At 63.1% G+C, this 22,671-nt stretch carries 17 protein-coding genes; 9 read left to right on the top strand and 8 right to left on the bottom strand.

The window, feature by feature from the left end; all coding sequences use genetic code 11:
• Window positions 1-123: 123 nt before the first annotated feature.
• Window positions 124-513 (top strand): GFA family protein, encoded by a 390-nt coding sequence (locus EO136_RS05355; RefSeq protein WP_127143437.1) that lies wholly within the window; start codon window positions 124-126, stop codon window positions 511-513.
• Here EO136_RS05355 and EO136_RS05350 read toward each other — a convergent pair.
• Entirely contained in the window at window positions 510-1,724 is a 1,215-nt protein-coding gene (locus EO136_RS05350) for a TIGR03862 family flavoprotein (protein ID WP_127143436.1), read from the bottom strand. The two genes, EO136_RS05355 and EO136_RS05350, sit on opposite strands and share 4 nt — an antisense overlap.
• Before the next feature lie 182 nt (window positions 1,725-1,906).
• Here EO136_RS05350 and EO136_RS05345 point away from each other — a divergent pair, with 182 nt between their 5' ends.
• The 4 genes from EO136_RS05345 (at window position 1,907) to EO136_RS05330 (ending at window position 6,738) form a co-directional block, all read left to right on the top strand.
• Complete coding sequence (locus tag EO136_RS05345; protein ID WP_164730446.1) at window positions 1,907-2,917, top strand: SEL1-like repeat protein; 1,011 nt, start codon at window positions 1,907-1,909, stop codon at window positions 2,915-2,917.
• Window positions 2,918-3,027: 110 nt separating this feature from the next.
• Window positions 3,028-4,284, top strand: coding sequence for an aminopeptidase (locus EO136_RS05340; protein ID WP_127143434.1), 1,257 nt, complete (start codon window positions 3,028-3,030; stop codon window positions 4,282-4,284).
• A 73-nt stretch (window positions 4,285-4,357) separates the two neighbouring features.
• Window positions 4,358-4,969, top strand: a complete 612-nt coding sequence (locus EO136_RS05335) for a DUF1176 domain-containing protein (protein ID WP_164730445.1) — start codon at window positions 4,358-4,360, stop codon at window positions 4,967-4,969.
• Window positions 4,970-5,259: 290 nt separating this feature from the next.
• Window positions 5,260-6,738, top strand: a complete 1,479-nt coding sequence (locus EO136_RS05330; RefSeq protein WP_127143432.1) for an AMP nucleosidase — start codon at window positions 5,260-5,262, stop codon at window positions 6,736-6,738.
• A 101-nt stretch (window positions 6,739-6,839) separates the two neighbouring features.
• Here the strand turns inward: EO136_RS05330 and EO136_RS05325 are convergent, their stop codons facing one another.
• From EO136_RS05325 to aspS, 3 genes are all read right to left on the bottom strand, one after another.
• A complete protein-coding gene (locus EO136_RS05325; RefSeq protein WP_281280370.1) occupies window positions 6,840-9,122 on the bottom strand; it encodes an NADP-dependent malic enzyme in 2,283 nt (760 codons plus the stop codon).
• 91 nt (window positions 9,123-9,213) lie between these two features.
• On the bottom strand, window positions 9,214-10,794 hold the full coding sequence (locus EO136_RS05320) for an EAL domain-containing protein (protein ID WP_127143431.1): 1,581 nt from the start codon (window positions 10,792-10,794) through the stop codon (window positions 9,214-9,216).
• Between the two features lie 80 nt (window positions 10,795-10,874).
• Window positions 10,875-12,659, bottom strand: a complete 1,785-nt coding sequence (gene aspS, locus EO136_RS05315) for an aspartate--tRNA ligase (protein WP_127143430.1) — start codon at window positions 12,657-12,659, stop codon at window positions 10,875-10,877.
• 176 nt (window positions 12,660-12,835) lie between these two features.
• Here aspS and rnd point away from each other — a divergent pair, with 176 nt between their 5' ends.
• A complete protein-coding gene (gene rnd / locus EO136_RS05310) occupies window positions 12,836-14,008 on the top strand; it encodes a ribonuclease D (RefSeq protein WP_127143429.1) in 1,173 nt (390 codons plus the stop codon).
• A 145-nt stretch (window positions 14,009-14,153) separates the two neighbouring features.
• Here rnd and EO136_RS05305 read toward each other — a convergent pair whose 3' ends face one another.
• From EO136_RS05305 to EO136_RS05290, 4 genes are read right to left on the bottom strand one after another with little or no spacing between them, the layout of a single operon-like run.
• Window positions 14,154-15,701 carry a Ppx/GppA phosphatase family protein gene (locus EO136_RS05305; RefSeq protein WP_127143428.1) on the bottom strand — a complete coding sequence of 516 codons (1,548 nt, stop codon included), beginning with the start codon at window positions 15,699-15,701 and terminating at the stop codon, window positions 14,154-14,156.
• On the bottom strand, window positions 15,698-17,875 hold the full coding sequence (locus EO136_RS05300) for an RNA degradosome polyphosphate kinase (RefSeq protein WP_127143427.1): 2,178 nt from the start codon (window positions 17,873-17,875) through the stop codon (window positions 15,698-15,700). Before EO136_RS05300 ends, EO136_RS05305 begins: the two co-directional genes overlap by 4 nt.
• Window positions 17,876-17,877: 2 nt before the next feature.
• Window positions 17,878-18,642, bottom strand: coding sequence for an HdaA/DnaA family protein (locus tag EO136_RS05295; protein WP_127143426.1), 765 nt, complete (start codon window positions 18,640-18,642; stop codon window positions 17,878-17,880).
• Window positions 18,623-19,738 (bottom strand): AI-2E family transporter, encoded by a 1,116-nt coding sequence (locus EO136_RS05290; RefSeq protein WP_127143425.1) that lies wholly within the window; start codon window positions 19,736-19,738, stop codon window positions 18,623-18,625. Before EO136_RS05290 ends, EO136_RS05295 begins: the two co-directional genes overlap by 20 nt.
• Window positions 19,739-19,876: 138 nt before the next feature.
• Here EO136_RS05290 and purM point away from each other — a divergent pair, with 138 nt between their 5' ends.
• From purM to EO136_RS05275, 3 genes are all read left to right on the top strand, one after another.
• A complete protein-coding gene (purM, locus tag EO136_RS05285) occupies window positions 19,877-20,953 on the top strand; it encodes a phosphoribosylformylglycinamidine cyclo-ligase (RefSeq protein ID WP_127143424.1) in 1,077 nt (358 codons plus the stop codon).
• Between the two features lie 44 nt (window positions 20,954-20,997).
• Window positions 20,998-21,537: a phosphoribosylglycinamide formyltransferase gene (gene purN / locus EO136_RS05280; protein WP_246018265.1), complete on the top strand. Its 540-nt coding sequence runs from the start codon at window positions 20,998-21,000 to the stop codon at window positions 21,535-21,537.
• Between the two features lie 128 nt (window positions 21,538-21,665).
• The gene (locus EO136_RS05275; RefSeq protein ID WP_127143422.1) at window positions 21,666-22,556 is read left to right on the top strand and encodes a DMT family transporter; all 891 of its coding nucleotides are present in this window, start codon (window positions 21,666-21,668) and stop codon (window positions 22,554-22,556) included.
• The last annotated feature ends 115 nt before the right edge of the window (window positions 22,557-22,671 follow it).

The following is a 22,671-nucleotide window of genomic DNA, read 5'->3' as shown; positions in this document are numbered from 1 at the left end:
ACATACCGGGATGAAGGAACGAGCGTCCCCGGTTACACAATCGATCCGGTGCGCTCAAGCGGGATAGGATCGCAATCGCGGCCGGGGCGTTATCGGGCTCGGACGGAAGAAAGGAAAACAGCCATGAACACGCTCACCGGCGGATGCCTGTGCGGAGCGGTGCGGATCGAGGCAAGGGGCGAGCCCTATCGGGTTGGGCTCTGCCATTGCATGGACTGCCGCAAGCATCATGGGGCGGTGTTCTATGCCGCAGCGATCTTCCCGGATAGCGCGGTGTCGATCACCGGAGACACCGCCGAGTACAAGGGCCGGCATTTCTGCCCAAGCTGCGGATCATCGGTCTTTGCGCGCTCGGGCGACGAAATCGAGGTGCATCTGGGGTCGCTCGATAACCCCGGTCAACTGGTTCCCACCTATGAGAACTGGACGATCCGCCGCGAACCCTGGCTGCCGCCCTTCCCGCTCGAGCACCATTACACACGCGACCGTGAGAGCAGCGGACGCAGAGATTAAGCCAGCCAGTCGGCCACGCCCAGGCCCGCCCGGCGCCCCGTGGCAAGGCAGGCGGTCAGGAGATAACCGCCGGTCGGCGCTTCCCAGTCGAGCATCTCCCCGGCAACGAAGACGCCCGGCAGGGCTCCGAGCATGAGACTGTCGTTGACTGCCTCCCAGGCGACGCCGCCTGCGCTCGAGATGGCTTCCGCGATCGGGCGCGTACCGGCGACGGCCAATGGCAGGGTCTTGATGCATCGGGCCAGAGCGTCGGGGTTCGCCCGTTGGGCATCGGTCGAGAACTCGCGCAACAGCGCCACCTTCACCGGGTCGAGGCCGGCCTTGCGCAGCCTGTTGGCGAAACTGGCCTTCGCTCCGGCCTTCTCGATGTCGCGCGCGATACGGGCCTCGGGACGGCCGGCCATCAGGTCCAGCATCAGCGTGGCCGCGCCGGTCTCGTCGAGCGCGTCACGCAAGGCGGCGGCGTGAGCGTAAACGAGGCTGCCTTCGATGCCCCGGCGCGTTATGACGAATTCGCCCTGCGACGTGCCCATTGCCGATGTCGCGGCAACCGCCTTGACCGGCTGCCCGGCAAACCGGTCGACAATAGCCTGGGACCAGTCCACATCGAACCCGCAATTGGCGGGACGAAAGGGTCGCACCGGAATGCCATGGCCAACAAGCCAGGGCACCCACGCGGCATCTGACCCCAGCCGCGGCCAGCTCGCGCCGCCAAGGGCGAGGATCACGGCATCGAACTGCTCGGTGCGGGGGCCATCGGGCGTCTCGAAGTGCAGGGCTGGCGTACTGTCAGTGCCTTGGCCAAACCCTACCCAGCGGTGGCGGGTGAGAATCGAAACGCCCTGCCCCTCCAGCCGGGCCAGCCAGGCGCGCAGGAGCGGCGAGGCCTTCATGGCGCGCGGGAAGATGCGCCCCGACGAACCCACGAAGGTCTCGGCCCCCAACCCATCGGCCCAGGCACGGACGGCGGGCGCGGGGAAGGCTGCAAGCGTCTTGGCGAGCCGTTCGGCAGCGGCGCCGTAGCGGGGCATCTGGGCGGCGTCAGGCTCGGCATGGGCGATGTTGAGCCCGGACTTGCCCGCCATAAGCAGCTTGCGCCCGACGGTGGGCATGGCCTCAAAGAGTCGCACCGCGCATCCGGCAGCGGACAGCACCTCCGCCGCCATCAGCCCCGCAGGCCCGCCTCCGATGATGCCGATGCGCCGCGTCATTGTCCCCGCCCGATCCTGCCGTGAAATGCCGTCATGGACCGGCCGCAGCGGCGATGCAAGCACCCCCTGACCGGGGAGGTTCACAACGGCACGGACTGGCGCCATAAAACTCGATGCGGTTCATGGGGAATCGCGCGCGCGGACCGCTGGCCCGTCCGCCAAATCGAGGAACCGACCGCGTCATGACTCGCTCTCCGTCTCCCGCCCGCGCCGCAGCCCTGGCGCTTGTGATCCTTTCGGCCACCGCCACACCAGCGTCGGTTCAAGACAAGTCCAGCTGCGCCGCTGCGGCGGCAAGCCCCTTCCAGCCGGGCTATGAAGACATCGGACGAGATCAGTCCGACATGGACGTGGAAGCGGCCATCGCTTCGTGCCTTGCTGCCGTTGAGGCCGACCCGGAGGACATGGATGTGCGCGCATGGCTCGCGCGCGCCTACTACACCGCAGGCGACTACGAGGCCGTGGTGCCGCATGTGCAGATGGCGGCGAAAGCCGGAAACGCGATGGCCCAGCAGATATTTGGCGACATGCATGTGGTGGGCGCCGGGGTGGAGGTCGATCTGGACCGCTCCGCCGAGTTGCTGACGGCGTCGGCTGACCAGGGCTACGCGCTTGGCCAGTACGCGCTGGCGATGAGCTATGTCTGGGGCGAAGGGGTTGAAGAGAATCCCGCGCGCGCGGTCGAGCTCTACGGCGCCGCCGCGGAACAGGGATTCGCGCCGGCGATGCGCGAACTGGCCATTCTTTATCGAGATGGCGAGGGCGTGGAGGCCGACCCCGGACAGGCAATCGTTCTCCTCGAGGCTGCAGGGGAAGCAGGCTACCCGGAAGCCTACGCCGATATCGGCTGGACCTATGCCGACGGGCTGGGCGTGCCCGCCGATCCGGCTGCCGCGCGCGAATGGTTCGAAAAGGCCCGGGCCGCCGGGTCGGCGAGCGGATCGATCGGCCTGGCAACTCTATCCTTCGAGGAGTTCGGACTCGATATCGATGCTGACGAAGCCCTTGCCCATGCCCGCGAGGCGGCGGAGGCGGACAACCCCGAAGGCTATTTCATGCTCGGCTATTTCGCCGAACAGGGCATCGGCGGCGAGCCCGATATCAAGGAGGCGCTCGATCATTATCGCCGCGCCGCCGAAATGGGTGACGCCCAGGCCCAGGAAGCGGTCGAGCGGCTCGAAGCCGAGCTTTAAGGCTTCTGGCAATCCCGGGTTGCGCGCATCTGCCGCGCGCAGCCTCTTTCCCACGTCGGGGCAAGCCGCTAGGTTCGATGGACCTGTTCCATCTGACCAAGAAGGCGCCCATGACCATCGAACCGCCCCTGCCCGAACTGCCCATCGACGCGGACAAGCTCGATAAGCTCGCGCGCGTCGCGGTCCATACCGGCCTTGGACTGGCGCCCGGCCAGGACCTGCTGATGACCGCGCCGCTCGCTGCGTTGCCGTTGGTCAGGCTGATCACCGAGCATGCCTACAAGGCCGGGGCGGGCATCGTGACAACGCTCTATTCCGACGAGGTCACGACCCTCGCGCGCTACCGCAACGCCCCCGACGAGAGCTTCGACAAGGCCAATGGCTGGCTCTACGAGGGCATGGCCAAGGCGTTCGGGTCCAATACCGCGCGGCTCGCCATCGCCGGCGACAATCCGCTGATGCTGGCCAATGAGGACCCCGACAAGGTCTCGCGCGCCAACAAGGCCAATTCCATTGCCTACAAGCCGGCGATGGAAAAGATCGTCACCTTCGAGACCAACTGGAACATCGTCTCCTTCCCCAACCCGGCCTGGGCGAAGGTGGTGTTTCCCAACGAGCCTCTGGATATAGCGATCGCCAAGCTGGCCAAGGCGATCTTCGCGGCGTCGCGGGTGGATGCGGACGACCCCGTAGCGGCATGGGCCGACCATAACGCGACCCTTCACCGCCGCCGCGACTGGCTCAACGCGCAGCGCTTCGACGCCCTGCACTTTACCGGCCCCGGCACCGACCTCACGGTCGGTCTGGCCGATGGGCACGCCTGGAAGGGCGGTGCGAGCCCTGCCAAGAACGGGATCACTTGCAATCCCAATATCCCGACGGAGGAAGTCTTCACCACCCCGCACGCGCGGCGCGTGAACGGTCATGTGCGCTCGACCAAGCCGCTCTCCCACCAGGGGACGCTGATCGATGAGATCGAGGTGACTTTTGAGGAGGGTCGTATCGTCTCGGCCAAGGCCAGCAAGGGCGAAGCGGTGCTCCAGAAGGTGCTGGACACCGACGAGGGCGCCCGCCGGCTGGGGGAAGTGGCGCTGGTGCCCCATTCGTCCCCGATCTCGCAGTCGGGAATTCTGTTTTACAACACCCTCTTTGACGAGAACGCGGCCTGCCACATCGCGCTGGGCCAATGCTATTCGGAGTGCTTCGAGAACAGCGGGTCGCTCACGCCCGATGCCATAAAACAGCAGGGTGGCAATTCCAGCCTGATCCACATCGACTGGATGATCGGATCGGGAGAGATCGACATCGACGGGATCACTGCGTCGGGCGAGCGGGTGCCGGTTTTCCGCAAGGGTGAATGGACCTGAACGGGGGATGGCGGATCGTCTGGACCGGGCGCACTCTGGCGCCCGGTCCAGACCCATGCCAAGGAAGCCTCTCATGATCCGCGTTTCATTTCTCGCGATTGCCAGCCTGCTGCTCATTCCGGCCGCGGCTATCGCCCAGGATGATATCGAAGAAGATACTCCGCCCCTTGTGAGCGCAGAGGAGCATTTCCGAACCGCCTTCGCCCAGACGTGCTTCTGGTCCGACCTCGTGGGAAGCGAGGATTTTCCCGCAGAGAGCTGGGAGTTGAGCTGGCGGGAGGAGTACTCGGACACCGATTCGGTGGTGACGCTGCATCGCTATTTTTGCAGTGCCGGCGCCTACAACGTTCAGTTCGTCTATTATATCGAGGACGACTACAACGGCGCTTCCCCGGTCGCCTTCGCCGTTCCAGAGCTCGACATCCGCTATCAGGACGACGATTACGACAAGGCCGTGGAGAGCATGACGATCACCGGATTCCGGACCCAGAACACGTTGACCAATTCCGAGTTCGATCCCGAAACGGGCACCATCACCTCGAACGGTTATTGGCGCGGGCTGGGCGATGCGTCATCGCTCGGCGTATGGAGGTTCACCCGGGGTGAGTTCAGCCTCAAGACCTACGATGTCGATGCCACCTATGACGGCGAGATCGAACTGGAGCGGCTGGTTGATTACGAATGAAAAAAAGAGAGGCCGCAGCGCCGGGCGGACGACTGCGACCTCCTTTTGACACTTCCACCGCGCTGTTGAGGGCTTGGGGGACTGCAGTGGAAGTTCATGTCTACTGTCGCATGGGCTCGTTTGCCAGTATCAGCAGACCCCCAAGATATCGTCGTACATTGCGGCGTTAAAAGGACCAATCACCGAACTGTGATAAACAGGGCGCATATCGATCACCGATTGCGTTCGCGGGCGCGAACTGGCATCGATTCTGACATGGCGAGAACAACAAGAAGAAGGACCGTTCGCATATGAAGCTTGTCAGTCCCGAACCGCTCCAGCTCAAGGCCTTCTCCGATGCCGAAGAGGCCTGGTCGTATGTTCAGGAAATCTACGACCGCAACACCGGCTTCATCAGGACCCATCTGCGCAACCTCACCAAAGGCAAGGTTCCTCCCGGAAAGGTTCGGGCGCACTATCCGGTGGTTCAGGTGCGTTCGGTCAGCCACCAGCATCAGGCGTCCGCGCGCCTGGCCTACGGCTTTCTCCATAGCCCCGGCCTTTATCAGACCACGGTGACCCAGCCGGACCTCTTCAGGAAGTATCTGGTCGAGAATTTCGACCTTATCTTAAAGAACCATGGCGGGCAGATCGAAGTCGGCGAATCCGAAACGCCGATCCCGCTGCATTTTGCAGTCGATCCGCGCGAGCGCGTGGAAGGCGAAGTCTTGGTCGATATCGGCGTGCCGCTGCGCGACCTCTTCGACGTGCCCGATCTGGGTCACATGGACGACGAGATCGCCAATGGCACGTTCATCCCCGCAAATGGCGGCCCCTACCCGCTCGCCGCCTTCACAGGACCACGCGTGGACTATTCGCTGCACCGGCTCAGCCACTACATGGCCACCTCGCCCGAGCATTTCCAGAACTTCGTGATCTTCACGAACTACCAGTTCTATATCGAGGAATTCAGCCGGCTCGCACATCAGTGGATGGAGGAAGGACACCCGGACTACGATTCCTTCGTTGAACCTGGCAATGTGATCACGCTCAACAGCAGGCTTGGCGGCGGCACCACAGGGACGCACCCGGCCCGGGCCTCCCAGATGCCGGCCTACCACCTCAAGGGCAAGAACGGCCGCGGCATCACGATGATCAATATCGGCGTGGGCCCGTCCAACGCCAAGACCGCTACCGACCACGTCGCCGTGCTGAGGCCACATGCATGGCTGATGCTGGGTCACTGCGCGGGGCTGCGGAACTCCCAGTCGCTGGGCGATTACGTGTTGGCGCACGCCTACGTGCGCGAGGACCATGTCCTGGACGACGATCTGCCCGTGACCGTACCCATCCCGGCCCTCGCCGAAATCCAGCTCGCGCTCCAGGACGCAGTGACCGAGGTCACCCACCTCGAAGGGCTCGAGGCCAAGGCCATCATGCGCACAGGCACGGTGTTCACCATCGACAACCGCAACTGGGAATTGCGCGACCAGACCGAGATTTCCCGGCGGCTCTCACAGTCCAGGGCGATCGCCCTGGACATGGAGAGCGCGACGATCGCCGCCAACGGGTTCCGGTTCCGGGTGCCCTACGGCACGCTGTTGTGCGTTTCGGACAAGCCGCTGCACGGCGAACTTAAACTTCCCGGCATGGCGTCGGACTTCTACCGCACGCAGGTCAACCGCCACCTGCTGATCGGCATCAAGGCCATGGAAATCCTGCGGGCGCAGCCGCCAGAGCGGCTCCACTCCCGCAAACTGCGCAGCTTCGCGGAAACCGCGTTTCAATAGGGCTTTTTGAGAAGAAGCTCGAACGTTTCTCGGCGGCCGCAAGCGCCAAAGACCGAAGCAACAAATGAAAACGGGGCCGGCAGAACCGGCCCCATTGTCGTCTATCGAGACGAGGACAGCGCCTCGTTCACGGTAATCGCCGTCATATTGACGATGCCCCGACTGGTCACAGAAGGCGCAAGGATATGCGCCGGCTGGCGGGGGCCCATCAGGATTGGGCCAACCGGAAGTGCGTTGTTCATTTCCTTGAGCAACGTCATGGAAAGATTCGCGCTTTCCAGGTTCGGGAAGATCAAAAGATTCGCCTCGCCCTTGAGCACGCTGTCAGGGATGTAGCGTTCGCGCAGCATCTGGTTGAGGGCCAGATCGCCTTGCATTTCGCCCTCGACCACCAGATCGGGCGCAAGTTCCTTGAGCTTGGTATAGGCCGCGCGCATCTTGTATGACGTATCGCCGTCACGCGAACCAAAGTTCGAATAGCTCAGAAGCGCGGCTTTGGCGTCGATATTGAAGCGCTTGAGGTGATCGCGGGCCTGCAGCGCAATGCCGACGATCTCTTCCACGCTCGGGTCCATGCTCACATAGGTGTCGGCGAGGAAGAAGACCCCGCGCGGCATGATCAGCATGGACAGGGCCGAAACGTCGTTGACGCCGTCAGCGAGCCCGAGCACCGACCTGATGTCGCGGACGTGCTTGATGTAGCGCCCCTCGAGGCCACAGATCAGCCCGTCTGCGTCCCCGCGCTTGACTGCCAGGGCGCCGATGACCGTGGTGTTGGTGCGCACGATGGTGCGCGCCGTATCGGGAGTGACCCCGGAGCGGCCGACGAGCGAGTGGAACAGCGAGACGTATTCGCGATAGCGCGGATCGTCTTCCGGGTTGATCACCTCGAAATCCCTGCCCGGCTTGAGCGAAAGCCCGAAGCGCTCGATGCGCTGCTCGATGACGAACGGACGGCCAATCAGGATCGGGGACGCCATGTTCTCTTCGAGAATGACCTGAGTCGCACGCAGCACGCGCTCGTCCTCGCCATCGGCGAAGGCAATGCGCTTGCCCTGCCCGCGCGCCTTGTCGATCATGGGCTTCATGACCATGCCCGAGCGGAAGACGAAGCGGTTCAGGCTGTCCTTGTAGGCCTCGAAATCCTCGATCGGCCTGCGCGCCACGCCGCTGTCCATGGCAGCCTTGGCGACCGCAGGCGCGATCCGCAGGATCAGACGCTGATCGAAGGGGCTGGGAATGAGCAAATCGCGGCCGAAGGTCGAGGGCGAACCCGGCACCGCCTCGAGCACGGGCTCATGGGCCAGCTTGGCGATTGCGTGAGCCGCTGCAGCCTTCATGTCCTCGTTGATCTCGGTCGCTCCGACGTCCAGCGCGCCGCGGAAAATGAAGGGGAAGCACAGGACGTTGTTGACCTGGTTGGCATAATCGGACCGGCCCGTGCAAATCATGGCATCGGGTCGGGCCTCACGAGCCAGCTCGGGCATGATCTCGGGCACGGGGTTCGAGAGCGCCAGGATCAGCGGATCCTTTGCCATGTCCTTGAGCATTTCCGGCTTGAGCGCGCCGGCTGCTGAAAGGCCGAGATAGATATCGGCCCCATCCATCACCTCGGCGAGCGAAGTCTTGTCGGAATCCTGGGCAAAGGCGGCGCGCCAGCGGTCGACCATATTGTCGCGGCCTTTTGTGACGAGCCCTTCGCGGTCGGCGACCCAGATATTCTCCTTCCTGGCGCCCACGGCCATGAGCATGTTGAGGCACGCAATCGCGGCGGCGCCGGCGCCGGACGTGCAGATCTTGACGTCCTCGATCTTCTTGCCGGCAATCTTGAGGCCGTTAAGGACCGCTGCGGCCACGATGATCGCAGTGCCGTGCTGGTCGTCATGAAAGACGGGGATGGGCATGCGCTCGCGCAGCGCTTCCTCGATCTCGAAGCAGTCCGGCGCCTTGATGTCTTCGAGGTTGATGCCCCCGAAGGACGGCCAGAGCGGCGCCACCGTTTCGATGAACTTGGCCGGGTCCTGTTCGTCGACCTCGATGTCGATCGAGTCGATACCGGCGAACTTCTTGAAGAGAACCGACTTGCCTTCCATAACAGGCTTGGAGGCCAGCGCTCCGATGTTACCGAGCCCGAGCACGGCGGTGCCGTTCGAGATCACGGCAACGAGATTCGAGCGCGAGGTATACTTCGCGGCCATTTCCGGATCGGCGGCAATTTCCTCGCACGGTGCGGCGACGCCCGGGGAATAGGCAAGCGCCAGATCTCGCTGGTTGGCCAGCGGCTTTGTCGGCGTGATCTCGAGCTTTCCGGGCTTGGGATATTCGTGAAAATGCAGCGCGGCCTCTCTGAGGGCCTTGTGCTGCTCGCGCATCTCGTCAGTCATGCCGTCTCCTCGGAACGTAACCGCTCCGTAGGTGCCACCAAACCCCGGAAAAGGAAAGGCCGACGCGCGCAACTTTTCGCGTACCGGAAGTTCAGGCGGCCATGTCCCGGCCAGAAGCGCCCTGGGAAGGGCGCGGATTGAGGGCATCGGCGAGCGCCATGAACCGCGATAGCTTCAGGGGCGGCGCGAACAGATAGCCCTGCGCGTGGTAGACCTTCTTGCTCCTGAGGTAGAGCGCCTGTTCCTGGGTCTCGACGCCCTCGGCGATGATGTCGATGCCCATATCCATGGCCATGGAAATCAGCCCATCCACGACCGGCACCGGGGCCTCGGCGTCCTTGATCATGTCGATGAAAATCTTGTCGATCTTGACGATATCGATCCCCAGGCTCTCGAGATAGGCAAGGTTGGAATGGCCCGTACCCGCATCGTCGAGCGCGATGCGCACACCGAGTTTGTGGAGAGCGGACATCACGCGCGTGGCGGCGACGCGATCATCGAACGGCCGCCGCTCGGTGATCTCGAACACAAGCTGCCGGTAGGCGATACCGCTGTCCCCAAAGATGGATTCGATGTCCTCGACGATCGAACCGTCCCGGAAATGGCCCTCAAAGAGATTGATCGAGACCTTGAAGTCGCGGACTTCGCGGCAGAGATCCTCCAGATCGAACCGGACCTGCTCCATCAGGCTCAGGGTCATGGGGACCGCGAGGCCGGACATCTCGGCGTAATCGATGAAGGCGCCCGGAGGCACGACCTCGCCGTTGCGTTTGACCCAACGCACAAGCACTTCGCACCCGATCAGCCGCCCGGACTTGATATCCATGACCGGCTGGTAATAGGGCTTCATCTCACCGGCGACGATGGCGCGTTCGAGGTCGAAATTAGCGACATTGGGCCGGCGGGCAAGCTGCAGCGCCCCGCCCATGATGATCGCGCCCACGATGCACGCAACGATGGTGAGGCCGAAATCGAGATCCGCATAGCGGGTCCTGAGCTGGGAGAAGACCGCGCCGGCCGTGGCCTTGATCGGGATTTCGGTCGCGATCGAGCGCGCCACGACGAGGGCCTCGTCCCCGAGGTCGGCGTCGTCACCCGAAAACAGGATCGGCGCGCCGCTCGTAAGCGCAAGTTCGAGATAGGCGACATCCTCGAGGAAGGGCCCTGCCCCCGCAGCGAGCAGAGGCGCGGCGAGCACGAAGGCGGAGACGGTCCTGTCGGATCCGAACGATTGGGTGATCTGCAGCAGCGGGTGAGCGTGGCCATCCGAGGTCACAGCGCTCATCGATTCCGTGCGACCCGGCACCGTCACCGGGTCCGAAGCCAGGCGGTACTGGAACGTGTCGTCATAGGCCGAGCAATACTGGATGCCGTCGCCGTTCTCGACCACCACCTGGACCAGATTGGGGTTGGTGGACAGTTCCCTGTTGACGTTGGCATGGTAGGTGGAAGTGCACAACGACGGACTGGCGTCGAGGATACGTGCAAGCGATGCCAGCCCAGACAGGACGCTCGCTTCACTGGCGCCCGTTACCGCAGCCACCCGGTCTTCGAGAAGCCGGGTTTCCTGCTTCTGGGCGTAGCCGTCCAGCACATAGTCCACCGCAAGGACCGGAGCAAACGCTACCAGCCCCGTGAAAACGAGCAGAATATATGTGGCTCGCGAACGCAATAGGCTCCCCGCATGTCGCTGGAGGTCATCCTAAGCGGCAAGCCCCTAACTCCGCATTAACGATGTAGCGGCAGAGGCCGCTATTCCCCGCGCTTCTCCGCCGGCAGGTTGACCCGCAGATGCAGGTCGCGCAATTGCCGCGGCGAAACCTCGCTGGGCGCGCCCAGCAGAAGGTCTTCCCCCTGCTGGTTCATCGGGAAGGCCGTGACCTCGCGCAGATTGCTCTCATGGCACAAGAGCATGACGATGCGGTCGACACCCGGCGCAATGCCACCGTGCGGCGGAGCGCCGAACTGCAGCGCGCGATACAGCCCGCCGAATTTCTCGGAAAGGATCGACTCGTCATAGCCCGCAATGGCGAAGGCCTTGCGCATGATGTCGGGGCGGTGGTTACGGATGGCCCCCGAGGAAAGCTCATAGCCATTGCAGACCACATCGTACTGATAGGCCTTGATAGTCAGCGGATCGTCGTTCTCGAGCGCGTCGAGCCCACCCTGGGGCATTGAGAAGGGGTTGTGCGAGAAGTCGACCTTCTTTTCCTCCTCGTTCCACTCGAACATGGGGAAGTCGACGATCCAGCAGAAGGCGAACTGCTCGATATCGAGAAGGTTGAGCTCCTGACCGGCGCGCGTGCGCGCCAGCCCGGCAAAGCTGTAGAACTTGGACGGCAGACCGCATACGAAAAACACCGCATCGCCGTCGGCGAGTCCAAGCTGCTCGCGGATCGCCTTGGTGCGTTCCTCGCCGATGTTCTTGGCGATCGGACCCGAACCGGCTCCGTCCTTGAAGAAGATGTAGCCCAGCCCCGGCTGGCCTTCGCCCTGCGCCCAGGCGTTCATGCGGTCGCAAAACGCGCGGCTGCCACCGGTTGGCGCGGGAATGGCCCAGACCTCGACCTTGGGATCATTGGCGATCTGGCCGGCAAAGACCTTGAACCCGGAATCCCGGAAATGCTCGGTCACGTCCTGCATTTCGATGGGATTGCGCAGATCGGGCTTGTCAGAACCATACTTGCGAATGGCGTCGGCATAAGGAATGCGCGGGAACTTGTCGGTCACGCGCCAGCCATTGGAGAATTCCTCGAACACCCCGCGCAGCACCGGCTCGACTGACTGGAACACGTCTTCCTGCTCGACAAAGCTCATTTCGATATCGAGCTGGGTGAATTCGCCCGCCCGGTCGTGACGTGCGTCTTCGTCGCGGAAGCACTGGGCGATCTGGAAATACCGGTCGAACCCGGCAATCATCATGAGCTGCTTGAACTGCTGGGGCGCCTGGGGCAGTGCGTAGAACTTGCCCGGATGCAGGCGGGAGGGCACGAGGAAGTCGCGCGCTCCTTCAGGGCTCGATGCAGTGAGAATCGGCGTCTGATACTCGGTGAAACCCTGATCCACCATACGCCGACGCAGCGAGGTGATAACCTTCGAGCGCGTCACGATATTGCGGTGGATGCGTTCGCGGCGCAGATCGAGGAAGCGATAGCGCAACCGCGTCTCCTCGGGATATTCCTGATCCCCGAAGACCGGCATCGGCAACTCGCCAGCGCTTCCCAACACCTCGATTTCGCGAATGAAGACTTCGATGTCGCCGGTCGGCAGGTTGGCGTTGACTGTCTCGGGGGTGCGCGCCTTGACTTCGCCATCGACCCGGATGACCCATTCGGCGCGCAGGGTCTCTGCCAGCCCGAAAGCCGAAGAGTCGGGATCCACCACGCATTGGGTCATCCCGAAATGGTCGCGCAGGTCGATGAACAGCAATCCACCGTGATCGCGAATGCGATGAACCCAGCCCGAAAGTCTCGCCGTCTGGCCGACATCGGCCTTCTTGAGCTGGGCGCAGGTATGCGAGCGATAGCGATGAGTCATCGATAGTCTTTCGGAAAATCGGGTAGGGAAATCGTGCCGGAAAAGCGCATGACGAAGCCCAAATGTCAAGCATGCCGGGCTCGGCCGCACCCTTCCCGGCCGCCCCCTCCCGCGCTCTGGCGCGGAACCGAGCAACCTGCTACCAGACTTTGATAGCTTATCGAATGGAATGCTGCATGCAGGTCATCACATCGACGGGGGCGCTCGAGGCGTTCTGCAAGGACGCCGCGCGCTTCCACTACGTGACGGTCGACACCGAATTCTTGCGCGAAACGACCTATTGGCCCCGTCTCTGCCTCGTGCAGGCGGCAACCCCCGAGCGCGCCGTCATCATCGACCCACTCGCCGAGGGGATCGACCTGGGGCCGTTCGCCGAGCTTCTGGCCGACGAACATGTCACAAAGGTCTTCCATGCTGCGCGGCAGGACGTGGAGATTTTCGTCAAGCTGTTCGACACCGTGCCCACCCCGATGTTCGACACACAGATCGCAGCCAGCGTGTGCGGGCATGGCGAGAGCATTTCCTATGACAATCTCGTGCGCTCGATCGTCGGTGAGCAGATCGACAAGAGCTCGCGGTTCACCGACTGGTCGGCCAGACCGCTAAGCGAAAAGCAGCTCACCTATGCGCTGGCCGACGTGACCCATCTGCGCCCCATCTACGTCCAGCTCCGCGACGAAATCGCCAAGGCGCGGCGCGAGAGCTGGGTAGCCGACGAGATGGCGGTGCTCGAGGCCCGGGACACTTATATCGTCGATCCCGAACAGGCCTGGAAACGGCTCAAGCTCAAGGTGACCAAGCCACGTGACCTTGCAGCACTTCAGGCGCTGGCGCGCTGGCGGGAGAAAAAGGCGCAGTCCAACGATCAGCCGCGCAGCCGGGTCCTCAAGGACGATGCCATATACGAACTGGCCCAGCAGCGTCCCCGCAGTGCGGAAGCCTTCGACAAGCTGCGCGCCGTGCCGCGCGGGTTCGGACGCTCGGCATCGGGTGGGGAAATCCTCGCGATCATCGCCAGGGTCGAGGACATGGACAAGGCCTCGCTGCCGGCGGTGCCCCACAGACCCCGTGGACCCTCGCCCAAGGGCGCCGTGGGCGATCTCCTGCGCGTGCTTCTCAAGGCCGTCGCCGACAGCAACGGAGTCGCTCCGCGCATCATCGCGAGCTCGGACGATATAGACGCCATCGTGCTCGACGATCAGGCTGACGTCCCCGCCCTCAAGGGGTGGCGGCGCAAGCTCTTCGGGGCCAAGGCGCTCGACATCAAGCACGGCCGCATCGGCCTCGCTGCCAGCCGCAAGGGCGTCGTCGAGTTCGAAATCCCGCAGGACACAGCCGAGGCTGGCTAGAGCGTATCCAGGACAAGTGGAAACACTTTTCCGGTTCGGAAACGCGACAAATCAAAGACTTAGAGCTCATGTTCTGATTCAATCAGAAAAGGAGCTCTAGCGATGATATCTCCGGACCCCAGCGGGTCCGGGAGATACCGCGGCTTCAGATCGTGTCTTCGACAACGATACGGCTGTCCTTGAACCCCGCCTCGGTGGCAAGCTGGCGCAGCCGGTTGGCCAGACGCACCCCATCGAGAAAGGCGAGGTCTGCCGGCAAGTGCAATTGAAGCGTCTTGCCGTCTGCCGCAAACCGCGTGCGCGGTGCGATGCCCGGCATCGCGGCGGCTAGAGGATAGGCCACGCGGAAATAGGCGCCGATCAGCCGGGCTCGCAGGTTGAGCGCCTCCCCTGCAAGGGCCAGAAGCTTGGCCGATGCGCTCTTTTGCTTGAAGCCCATATAGCGGTAAGCCAGCGTCTGGGCGAGAAAGGCCCGGCCCGCATGGCCGATGCCGGTGATATCCGAGAACGCCACCATGTCCACGCTCTGCTCCCCGCGATAATCGGGGTGTGCCCTCCAGCCGATGTCCGAAAGGTAGCACACGGCGCGGCGCAGGCGCTCTTCGTCCCGGCTTTCCTCGATATCTGAGATTGCGAGCAGTTCCGTGCTGCCCTCGATCAGATCGTCGGCGAACTTGGGCGCCCGCGCGCGCAACATGCACATTTCGCGCGTTGCCTCGATCAGGGGATCGATCGTGCGGCTTTGCGCATCGAGCCGATCGTAGAGATAGCCCTCGCGCACGCCAAGCGCCGAAAAAACAACACGCTCGAACCCGCCTTTCCGGACCACTTCCGCCAGAACCGCGGCGCCATAGGGCAAGAGATCCCGGCGCGAACTCGAGACCGATTCCATGCCTGCGACCGGCTTCTTGCCGTTATCGTTGACCAGCATATCGCAAATCTCGAGGATGCGGGGCGCCGAGACCGCGTAATCCTGGACCATGTGCAGGGGATATTTCTCCCGCGTCTGGATCAGTTTGGCGATCGAGCGCCAAGTCCCTCCGATCGCGCAGAAGGTGTGGGACGGGTTGTCCTTCAGAATTTCAGACTCCTCGAGCCGCTCGCGCGCGAGTTGGGCCGCAGCGACCGGGTCGTTGCCGCTGTCGTCCTGAAGGCGGATGCCGCCGAGCCCGAAGGTTTCGCCTGGCATGTCCCCTTCGCCCGAAACGCGGGCAAGTTCGAGACTGCCCCCGCCGAGGTCTCCAACCACGCCCTCAAATCCGGGCATGCCCGCGACAACGCCGAGTGCGCCGAAATGGGCTTCCTCGCGTCCGCTCATGACATGCACCTTGACGCCGATAATGGCTTCCACGGCCTTTGTGAATGCCGGCCCGTTCCCGGCATCACGCGTTGCCGAGGTGGCGAATGCGTAGATCTGGCCCACTTCCATCAACCGGCAGACGAGCGCGAAGCGCTGGACCGCCTTCAGCGCCCGGGCAATGGTTTCGTCGGCGAGATTGCCCGTGGCCGCGACCCCTCTGCCCAGCCCGCTGGACGACTTTTCGTTGTAAAGCACGGTCAGGGCGCGCGTCAGGCGCTCATAGACCACGAGCCGGACCGAATTCGATCCGATGTCGATCACGGCAACCGGGGTTGCGTCCTCATTGCCGCCCGCGATTTTGGGGTCGGACTCGACGCTCCAGATACGAATCAATCGTCACCTTCATCGTCATGGTCCCCGTGCAGCGCGCTGCCACGCCCGGACAGGGATGGGTTGGTCATGAAATAATTGTGGGCATTGAAATGCTCCACCTCGTCGCCGACCGAAACGCGCTGCGAGGTGCCATCGGGCAGCACTTCCCAGCTCTGCTCGTTGTCGCGCAGGTTTGCGACCATGATGCGGTCGAGGATCTGCTTGTGCACCGTCTTGTTGAGCATGGGAACGAGGGTTTCCACGCGCCAGTCCAGATTGCGGGGCATAAGGTCCGCCGAGGAGATGTAGACCGCTGCATCGCGCGATGGCATCTCGCGGCCGTTGCCGAAGCAGTAGATGCGCGAATGCTCGAGGAAGCGCCCCACGATCGACTTGACGCGAATATTGTCCGAGAAACCCGGTATTCCGGGCCGCAGGCAGCAGATGCCGCGTACGATGAGTTCGACCTTCACACCGGCCTGGCTGGCCTCGTAAAGCGCATCGATAATGTCGGGATCCACCAGCGCGTTGCACTTGAACCAGATGGTTGCCGGCTCTCCCCGGCGGGCGAAAGCCGTCTCGCGCTCGATGTGGGCGATCAGCCGCGCGCGCAGGTCGAGCGGGGAAACCGCCATGGCCTCGAGACCGCTGGGGCGGGCATAGCCGGTGACGAAGTTGAAGACCCGCGCCACATCGCGGGTAATGATCGGGTTGGCGGTGAAATAGCTCAGATCTGTGTAAATCTTGGCGGTGACCGGGTGGTAGTTGCCGGTCCCCACGTGGCAGTAGGAGACGAGCTTGCCCTTCTCGCGTCGCACCACCTGGCTGAGCTTGGCGTGCGTCTTGAGCTCGATGAACCCGAACACGACCTGGACCCCTGCCCGCTCGAGGTCGCGGGCCCAGCGGATGTTGGCTTCCTCGTCGAAACGGGCCTTGAGTTCGACCAGCGCCGTCACCGACTTGCCCGATTCCGCTGCTGCGATCAGCGCCTTTACGATCGGGGAGTCCTTGGACGTGCGGTAAAGCGTCTGCTTGATCGCCACCACATCGGCGTCGCGCGCCGCCTGGGTGACGAATTGGGCCACGACGTCGAAGCTTTCATAGGGGTGATGGACGACGATGTCCTTTTCCCGGATCGCCGCAAAGCAATCGCCGTGATGATCGCGGATACGCTCGGGAAACCGGGCGTGATAGCGCGGAAATTTCAGTTCCGGCCGATCAATGTCGCAGATCTTGCCAGCATCGGCGAGGCCCAGAAACCCGTCGACCTCGAACGTGTCCTCGGCGGCGATCCCCAGTTCCTCGGCGATCATGCGCTTGAGTGACCGTGGGGTGGACCGCTCGATCTCGAGCCGGATGACCTGGCCCCGGCGGCGCTGGCGAAGGGCCGACTCGAATTCGACCACAAGATCGGCCGCCTCGTCGTCGATCTCGATTTCGCTGTCGCGCACGATTCGGAAGGCGCCGGTGCCGATCACTTTGTAGCCCGGGAACATCTTATGGAAGAACAGCCTGACCACCGTTTCGATGGTCACCATCTCGACCTGACGGTCCGAGATCGCGTTGGTCGGCAGTTTCACGAAGCGGTCGAGGTTGGACGGAATGCGCACCAGCGCCGTCAGCCGTTCGTTGTCGATCTCGCGGTCGAGCTGAAAGGCGAGAGAAAATCCGAGATTGGGGATAAACGGAAACGGGTGCGCCGGGTCGATGGCGATGGGCGTGAGGACCGGGAACACATCGTCGCGGAACATGCCCTCGAGATAGGCGATATGCTCGGAGGTGAGGTCCTGTGCCTCATGAAGCACCACATTCTGTTCGACCAGCTCGTCGCGGATCGCCTGCCACTGGTCCTGCTGCTCGAGGTGCAGGTGCTGGGCGAGCGTCGTGATCTCCTCGATCTGCTCGGTCGGCGTCATGCCGTCGGCGCTCTCGCGCGGCAGGCCCGCCCTGATCTGGCCTTTGAGGCCCGCCACACGCACCATGAAGAACTCATCCAGATTGTTGGCCGAGATCGAAACGAAGCGCAGTCTCTCCAGCAACGGATGGTTGGGGTTGGCCGCTTCTTCCAACACCCGCGTGTTGAACTGCAGCCAACTCACCTCGCGATTGACGAAACGGGCGGGGCTGGTGCGTAAAGCCTGGATGTCGGGAGCAGCTGTCTCGACCAGGTGCTCGTGATGCGCGATATCGTCCATGTTCAGCCTCGGGTGTCCGTTTCTGCATCCCGATCGCGGCCGGAATCGCGCAGGGCAAGCGCTTCGGCCGCTATCGGTCGGGTGATCGCGCGTCCGCGCGAGAGAGACAACCTGTCCACCGTCTCCACAAGGGCCACGACCTCCTGGGATGATCGCTCCATCCGGGCCACCATATAGGAAATCACTTTCGGATCGACCGCCAGTTGCCTGTCGGCGAACAACTTCACCATCATCTGCGACAAGAGAATGTCGTCAGGCGCCTCGATCGAGAACCACGAGGCCAGCCGGGCGCGGGATTTGACGTCCGCAGTGCGGTAAGGCCATAGGGCAATGGGCAGCCGGGCGGTCATGAGCACGGGCCGCTCGTCGCGCATGGACTGGTTGAGCAGGTGGAAAAGTCCCACTTCCAAATACCCCGAGCGGTCGACATCCTCGACCACGATTGGGAAGCGTCCGCCCTCGGCCGCCAGCGTCTCAATCTCCTCACGCGCGACCTGCCGCGCTTCGGAAAGGGCGGCGAAGATCCTCGCCAAATGGGATTTTCCCGATTTCGCCGGCCCCTGGATCAGGGTGAGAGGCGACGACCATGCCGGAAAGGCACAGACGTGATCGAACGCGGTTCGGTTGGCCGCGCAGGTAATGAAGTCGTCGAGAGCGTGCGAGACCGAGTGCTCCCATTCGAGAACGAGCTGCCGCGAGCTCTCCGCATCAAGCCCTGCAGGAGTGCTCTCGCCCCCCTGCCTCAGGTCAGGTGACTTTGCGGACATTGCGCTCCTCCGTGTCGCGCCCTGGCAACAGCACGGAATGGTCGGGATCATATAGGGCGCTCTTTTTGTATTTCATCACGCCCCAACGCATCAAAACCCCGCTGATCGCAGCCAGCGGCACGGCAACGATGACGCCGACCGGACCAAACAGAACGGCGAACGCAAAAAGCGCGAACATCATCCACACCGGATGCACGCCGATCGAGGAGCCAACGAGCTTGGGATAGAGAATGTTGCCTTCCAGGAACTGCCCGACGAGATAGATCGCGAGAATCACGGAAATCGCGATCCAGTCCGGCCAGAACTGGACGAGGGCCACGCCCATCGACAGCACAAAGCCGATCAGCGCCCCGACATAGGGGATGAAGCTGAACAGGCCGGCGATGATCCCGATCGCCAGCCCGAAACTCAGCCCGGACAGCGAAAGCGTGGCGGCATAGTAGACCGCAAGGATCAGCACGACCGCACCCTGCCCGCGCACAAACCCGGCGAGCGCGACATCCATATCCCTAAACAGGACCCGGATTTCCGCCTTGTGCTTGGGCGGGAACAGATTGTCCACGCTCTCGACCATCTTGTCCCAATCGAGCAGCAGGTAGAACGCGACCACCGGCGTCACGATCATGATCGCCAGCGTGTTTATCATCCCGATGCCGGACTGCATGATGGTGCCGGTCACGTTCGTCAGAACGCCGATGCTGTCGGCGAACATCTGTTCGATGCCGCGCTCGAATTCCTGCATGCGGTCCGGACCCAGCCAGAGTTCGAGCCTGGGCGCCGCCGTCTCGATGAAGAGCTGGAGCTGCTCGAGATAGCCCGGGATGTTGCGGGCCAGCCCGAAGGCCTGCTGCAGGATCAGCGGCACGATGAGCAGAAAGCCAGTGAGCACGATAATCAGCACGAGGAGCATAACAAGCAGCGTAGCAAACCCGCGCCGTACCTTGAGCCTTTCCATCCAATCCACGATAGGATTGAGCAGATAGGCAAGCGTGATACCGAGAACGAAGGGCAAAAGGATGCCCCTGAAGAGCCAAAGCGCCAAAAGGGACATGCCCAGAAGGACGATCCAGGCCTTGACCTGATTTTGGAGAAGCATGGGCCGGTCCTTGCGCGCGATCAGATGAGCCGCTATCAGCCTGTCGATTATAGCGCCCGGCGCGCCCGATCAACGCCAATCTTCCGAACCGCAGGTCCTGTGGGTATCGGAGTGGACAACACCGCTGATGGTGACTGCATGACTGACGAGAAGAACCTGCCATCTATCCGGCTCTCGTACAAGCACGCGGGAGTCGACATCGACGCGGGCAATGCCCTCGTCGACGCGATCAAGCCTGCGGTGCGCTCCACGCGTCGACCGGGCGCCGACGGGCAGATCGGGGGGTTTGGCGGCCTCTTCGATCTCAGGGCCGCCGGCTTTGAAGACCCGGTGCTCGTGGCGGCCAATGACGGCGTGGGCACAAAGCTCAAGATCGCCGTCGAAGCGGGGATGCACGGCACGGTGGGCATCGACCTCGTCGCCATGTGCGTCAATGACATTATCGTGCAGGGTGCCGAGCCCCTGTTCTTTCTGGACTACTTCGCCACCGGCAACTTGGACGTCGCCCAGGGCACCGCGATCGTTGAGGGGATCGCCGAGGGTTGCCGGCAGGCTGGCTGCGCGCTTCTGGGCGGGGAAACTGCCGAGATGCCGGGCATGTACGCTTCGGGCGACTACGACCTAGCCGGCTTTGCCGTCGGCGCAGCCGAGCGCGGAACATTGTTGCCGCGTCCGGATCTCGCCGAGGGCGACAGCCTGGTGGCTATCGCCTCTTCGGGCCTGCACTCGAACGGGTTTTCGCTGGTGCGAAAGATCGTCGAACGATCAGGCCTTGCCTGGACCGACCCCTGCCCGTTCGCCGACGATTTGACATTGGGCGAAGCCATGCTCACGCCCACGCGCATCTATGTCGAGCCGCTGCTCGCCGCCCTGAGAGCTGGCTACGCCATCAAGGCTCTCGCACACATCACCGGCGGCGGCTTCCAGGAAAACATCCCCCGCGTGCTGCCCGAGGGCCTTGCTGCGCGCGTCGACCTCGGTGCCCTTACGCCTCCGCCGGTGTTCGGCTGGCTGGCCACGCAGGGCGGCATGGAAGAGCTTGAGATGCTCCGCACATTCAATTGCGGTGTGGGCATGCTGGTAGCCGTCGCGCCCGAGCACGCCCTGGCGCTGGTCGACATGCTCGAGGGCGCAGGAGAAAGTGCGACGCTTGTAGGGGTGATCGAAGCGCGCACCGATGCCGCAGTGGTCTTTGACGGGCAACTCAACCTGTGAGCAAAAAGCGGGTCGCAATTCTGATCTCGGGGCGCGGTTCGAACATGGGCGCTCTGATTCAAGCTGCCAAGAAAGAAGACTATCCCGCTGAAATTATTGGCGTCTTCTCCAACCGCAGGGCAGCCCCGGGACTCGATGTCGCCCGCGCGGAAGGCATCGAGACAGCCACTCTGGCCCAGTCCTCATTTGCGTCGCGAGAGGACTTCGACACGACTCTCACGGGCATACTGGAAAGCTGGAGCACCGATATCGTTTGCATGGCCGGCTTCATGCGCGTGCTCACGCCATCGTTCGTGGAGCGCTGGCAGGGACGAGCCATCAACATCCACCCCTCACTTCTGCCCGCGTTCAAAGGGCTCGATACCCACGCGCGGGCGCTTGCGGCCGGTGCGGCCGAGCATGGGTGTTCGGTCCACTTCGTGACCCCCGGTCTCGACGAAGGGCCGGTGATTGCGCAGGCACGGGTGCCCGTTCGACCCGGCGATACGGCCGAGACGCTCGCTGCCCGAGTGCTCGTGGAGGAGCATCGGCTCTATCCCGAAGCGTTGCGCATGGTGGCGACGGGCAAAGCCAGCCTGCCTTAGCCGAGTTCAGGCTGCGGGTAAAAACCGGGTGGTCAGATCACCGGCGTTGATCCTATCGATCGCCAACTCTGCTTCGACATCCGGCACGCCAACGCATAGCGTCCGGACTGACCAACCGGAATGACATCATGGCAGCGCGCGACTGGTTCTGGATTTCTCTGCTCGGTGGAATCTGGGGCTTTTCCTTTATTTTCAATGCAGTTCTGATCGAAGAGATTGGCCCGCTCTGGGTCTCGGCGCTGCGCGTCTGTATCGGCGCACTTGGATGCTGGCTGGTTCTGTTCGCGCTGCGCAAGCCCTTGCCGCGCGATCCCATGGTCTGGATCAAGCTCGGCGCGCTAGGCCTTCTGGCCTATTCGATTCCGTTTGCGCTCTATCCGATGGCCCAAGGCAGCCTCGCGAGCGGGGTCGCCGCGATCATCAACGCGCTGACCCCGATCATGACGGTTCTGATCTCTCCGTTGTTCAGGGACGGCGAGCGCGCGACGCCCCAGAAAATCATGGGCGTGGTCTGCGGATTTGCCGGCGTTGCCATTCTCGCCTCGCCGGCCCTCTCCGCTGGCGGCACCTCTCAGCTCTGGGCCATAGGAGCGTGCCTGGGCGCAACGATCTGTTATGCTGTTTCGCTCAACATCACGCGCAGCTTCAAGCATATCGAACCGACCGCATTCGCCGTGATCGCGCTGACCGGCGCGGGGCTGACATCGCTGGTCGTGGCCCTCATCGGCGAAGGCGTTCCGACCATCGCCCTGCCCCAGACGTGGCTAGCCGCGCTGGGGATCGGACTGATCGCAACGACCTTCACGTTCATGATCATGTACCGGATCCTGCCGCGCATCGGCGCGACCAACTTCTCGACAGTGACCTTCATCGCACCGATCTCGGCCATCATCTTCGGGTTTATCCTGTTGGGCGAAATCATTCTGCCGACTCACCTTTTAGGCATGGCGGCGATCTTTGCCGGTCTGCTGCTGATCGACGGGCGGATTGCCCGCCGCTTCCGGCTCTGGTCACGCTAGCCACCGAAATATGCGAGAAGGGCCGGCTTGCGCCGACCCTCCATAACAATTCACGTTGCGGCGATGTGGGCTCAGGCCCGGCAGGTGCCTAGAGCATATCCTGTTCTGATTGAAT

Source organism: Pelagibacterium montanilacus (genome assembly GCF_003992665.1).
Classification (GTDB): domain Bacteria; phylum Pseudomonadota; class Alphaproteobacteria; order Rhizobiales; family Devosiaceae; genus Pelagibacterium; species Pelagibacterium montanilacus.
The sequence above is the reverse complement of the archived record's forward strand: the minus strand, read 5'-3'. Positions and strand labels throughout refer to the sequence as shown.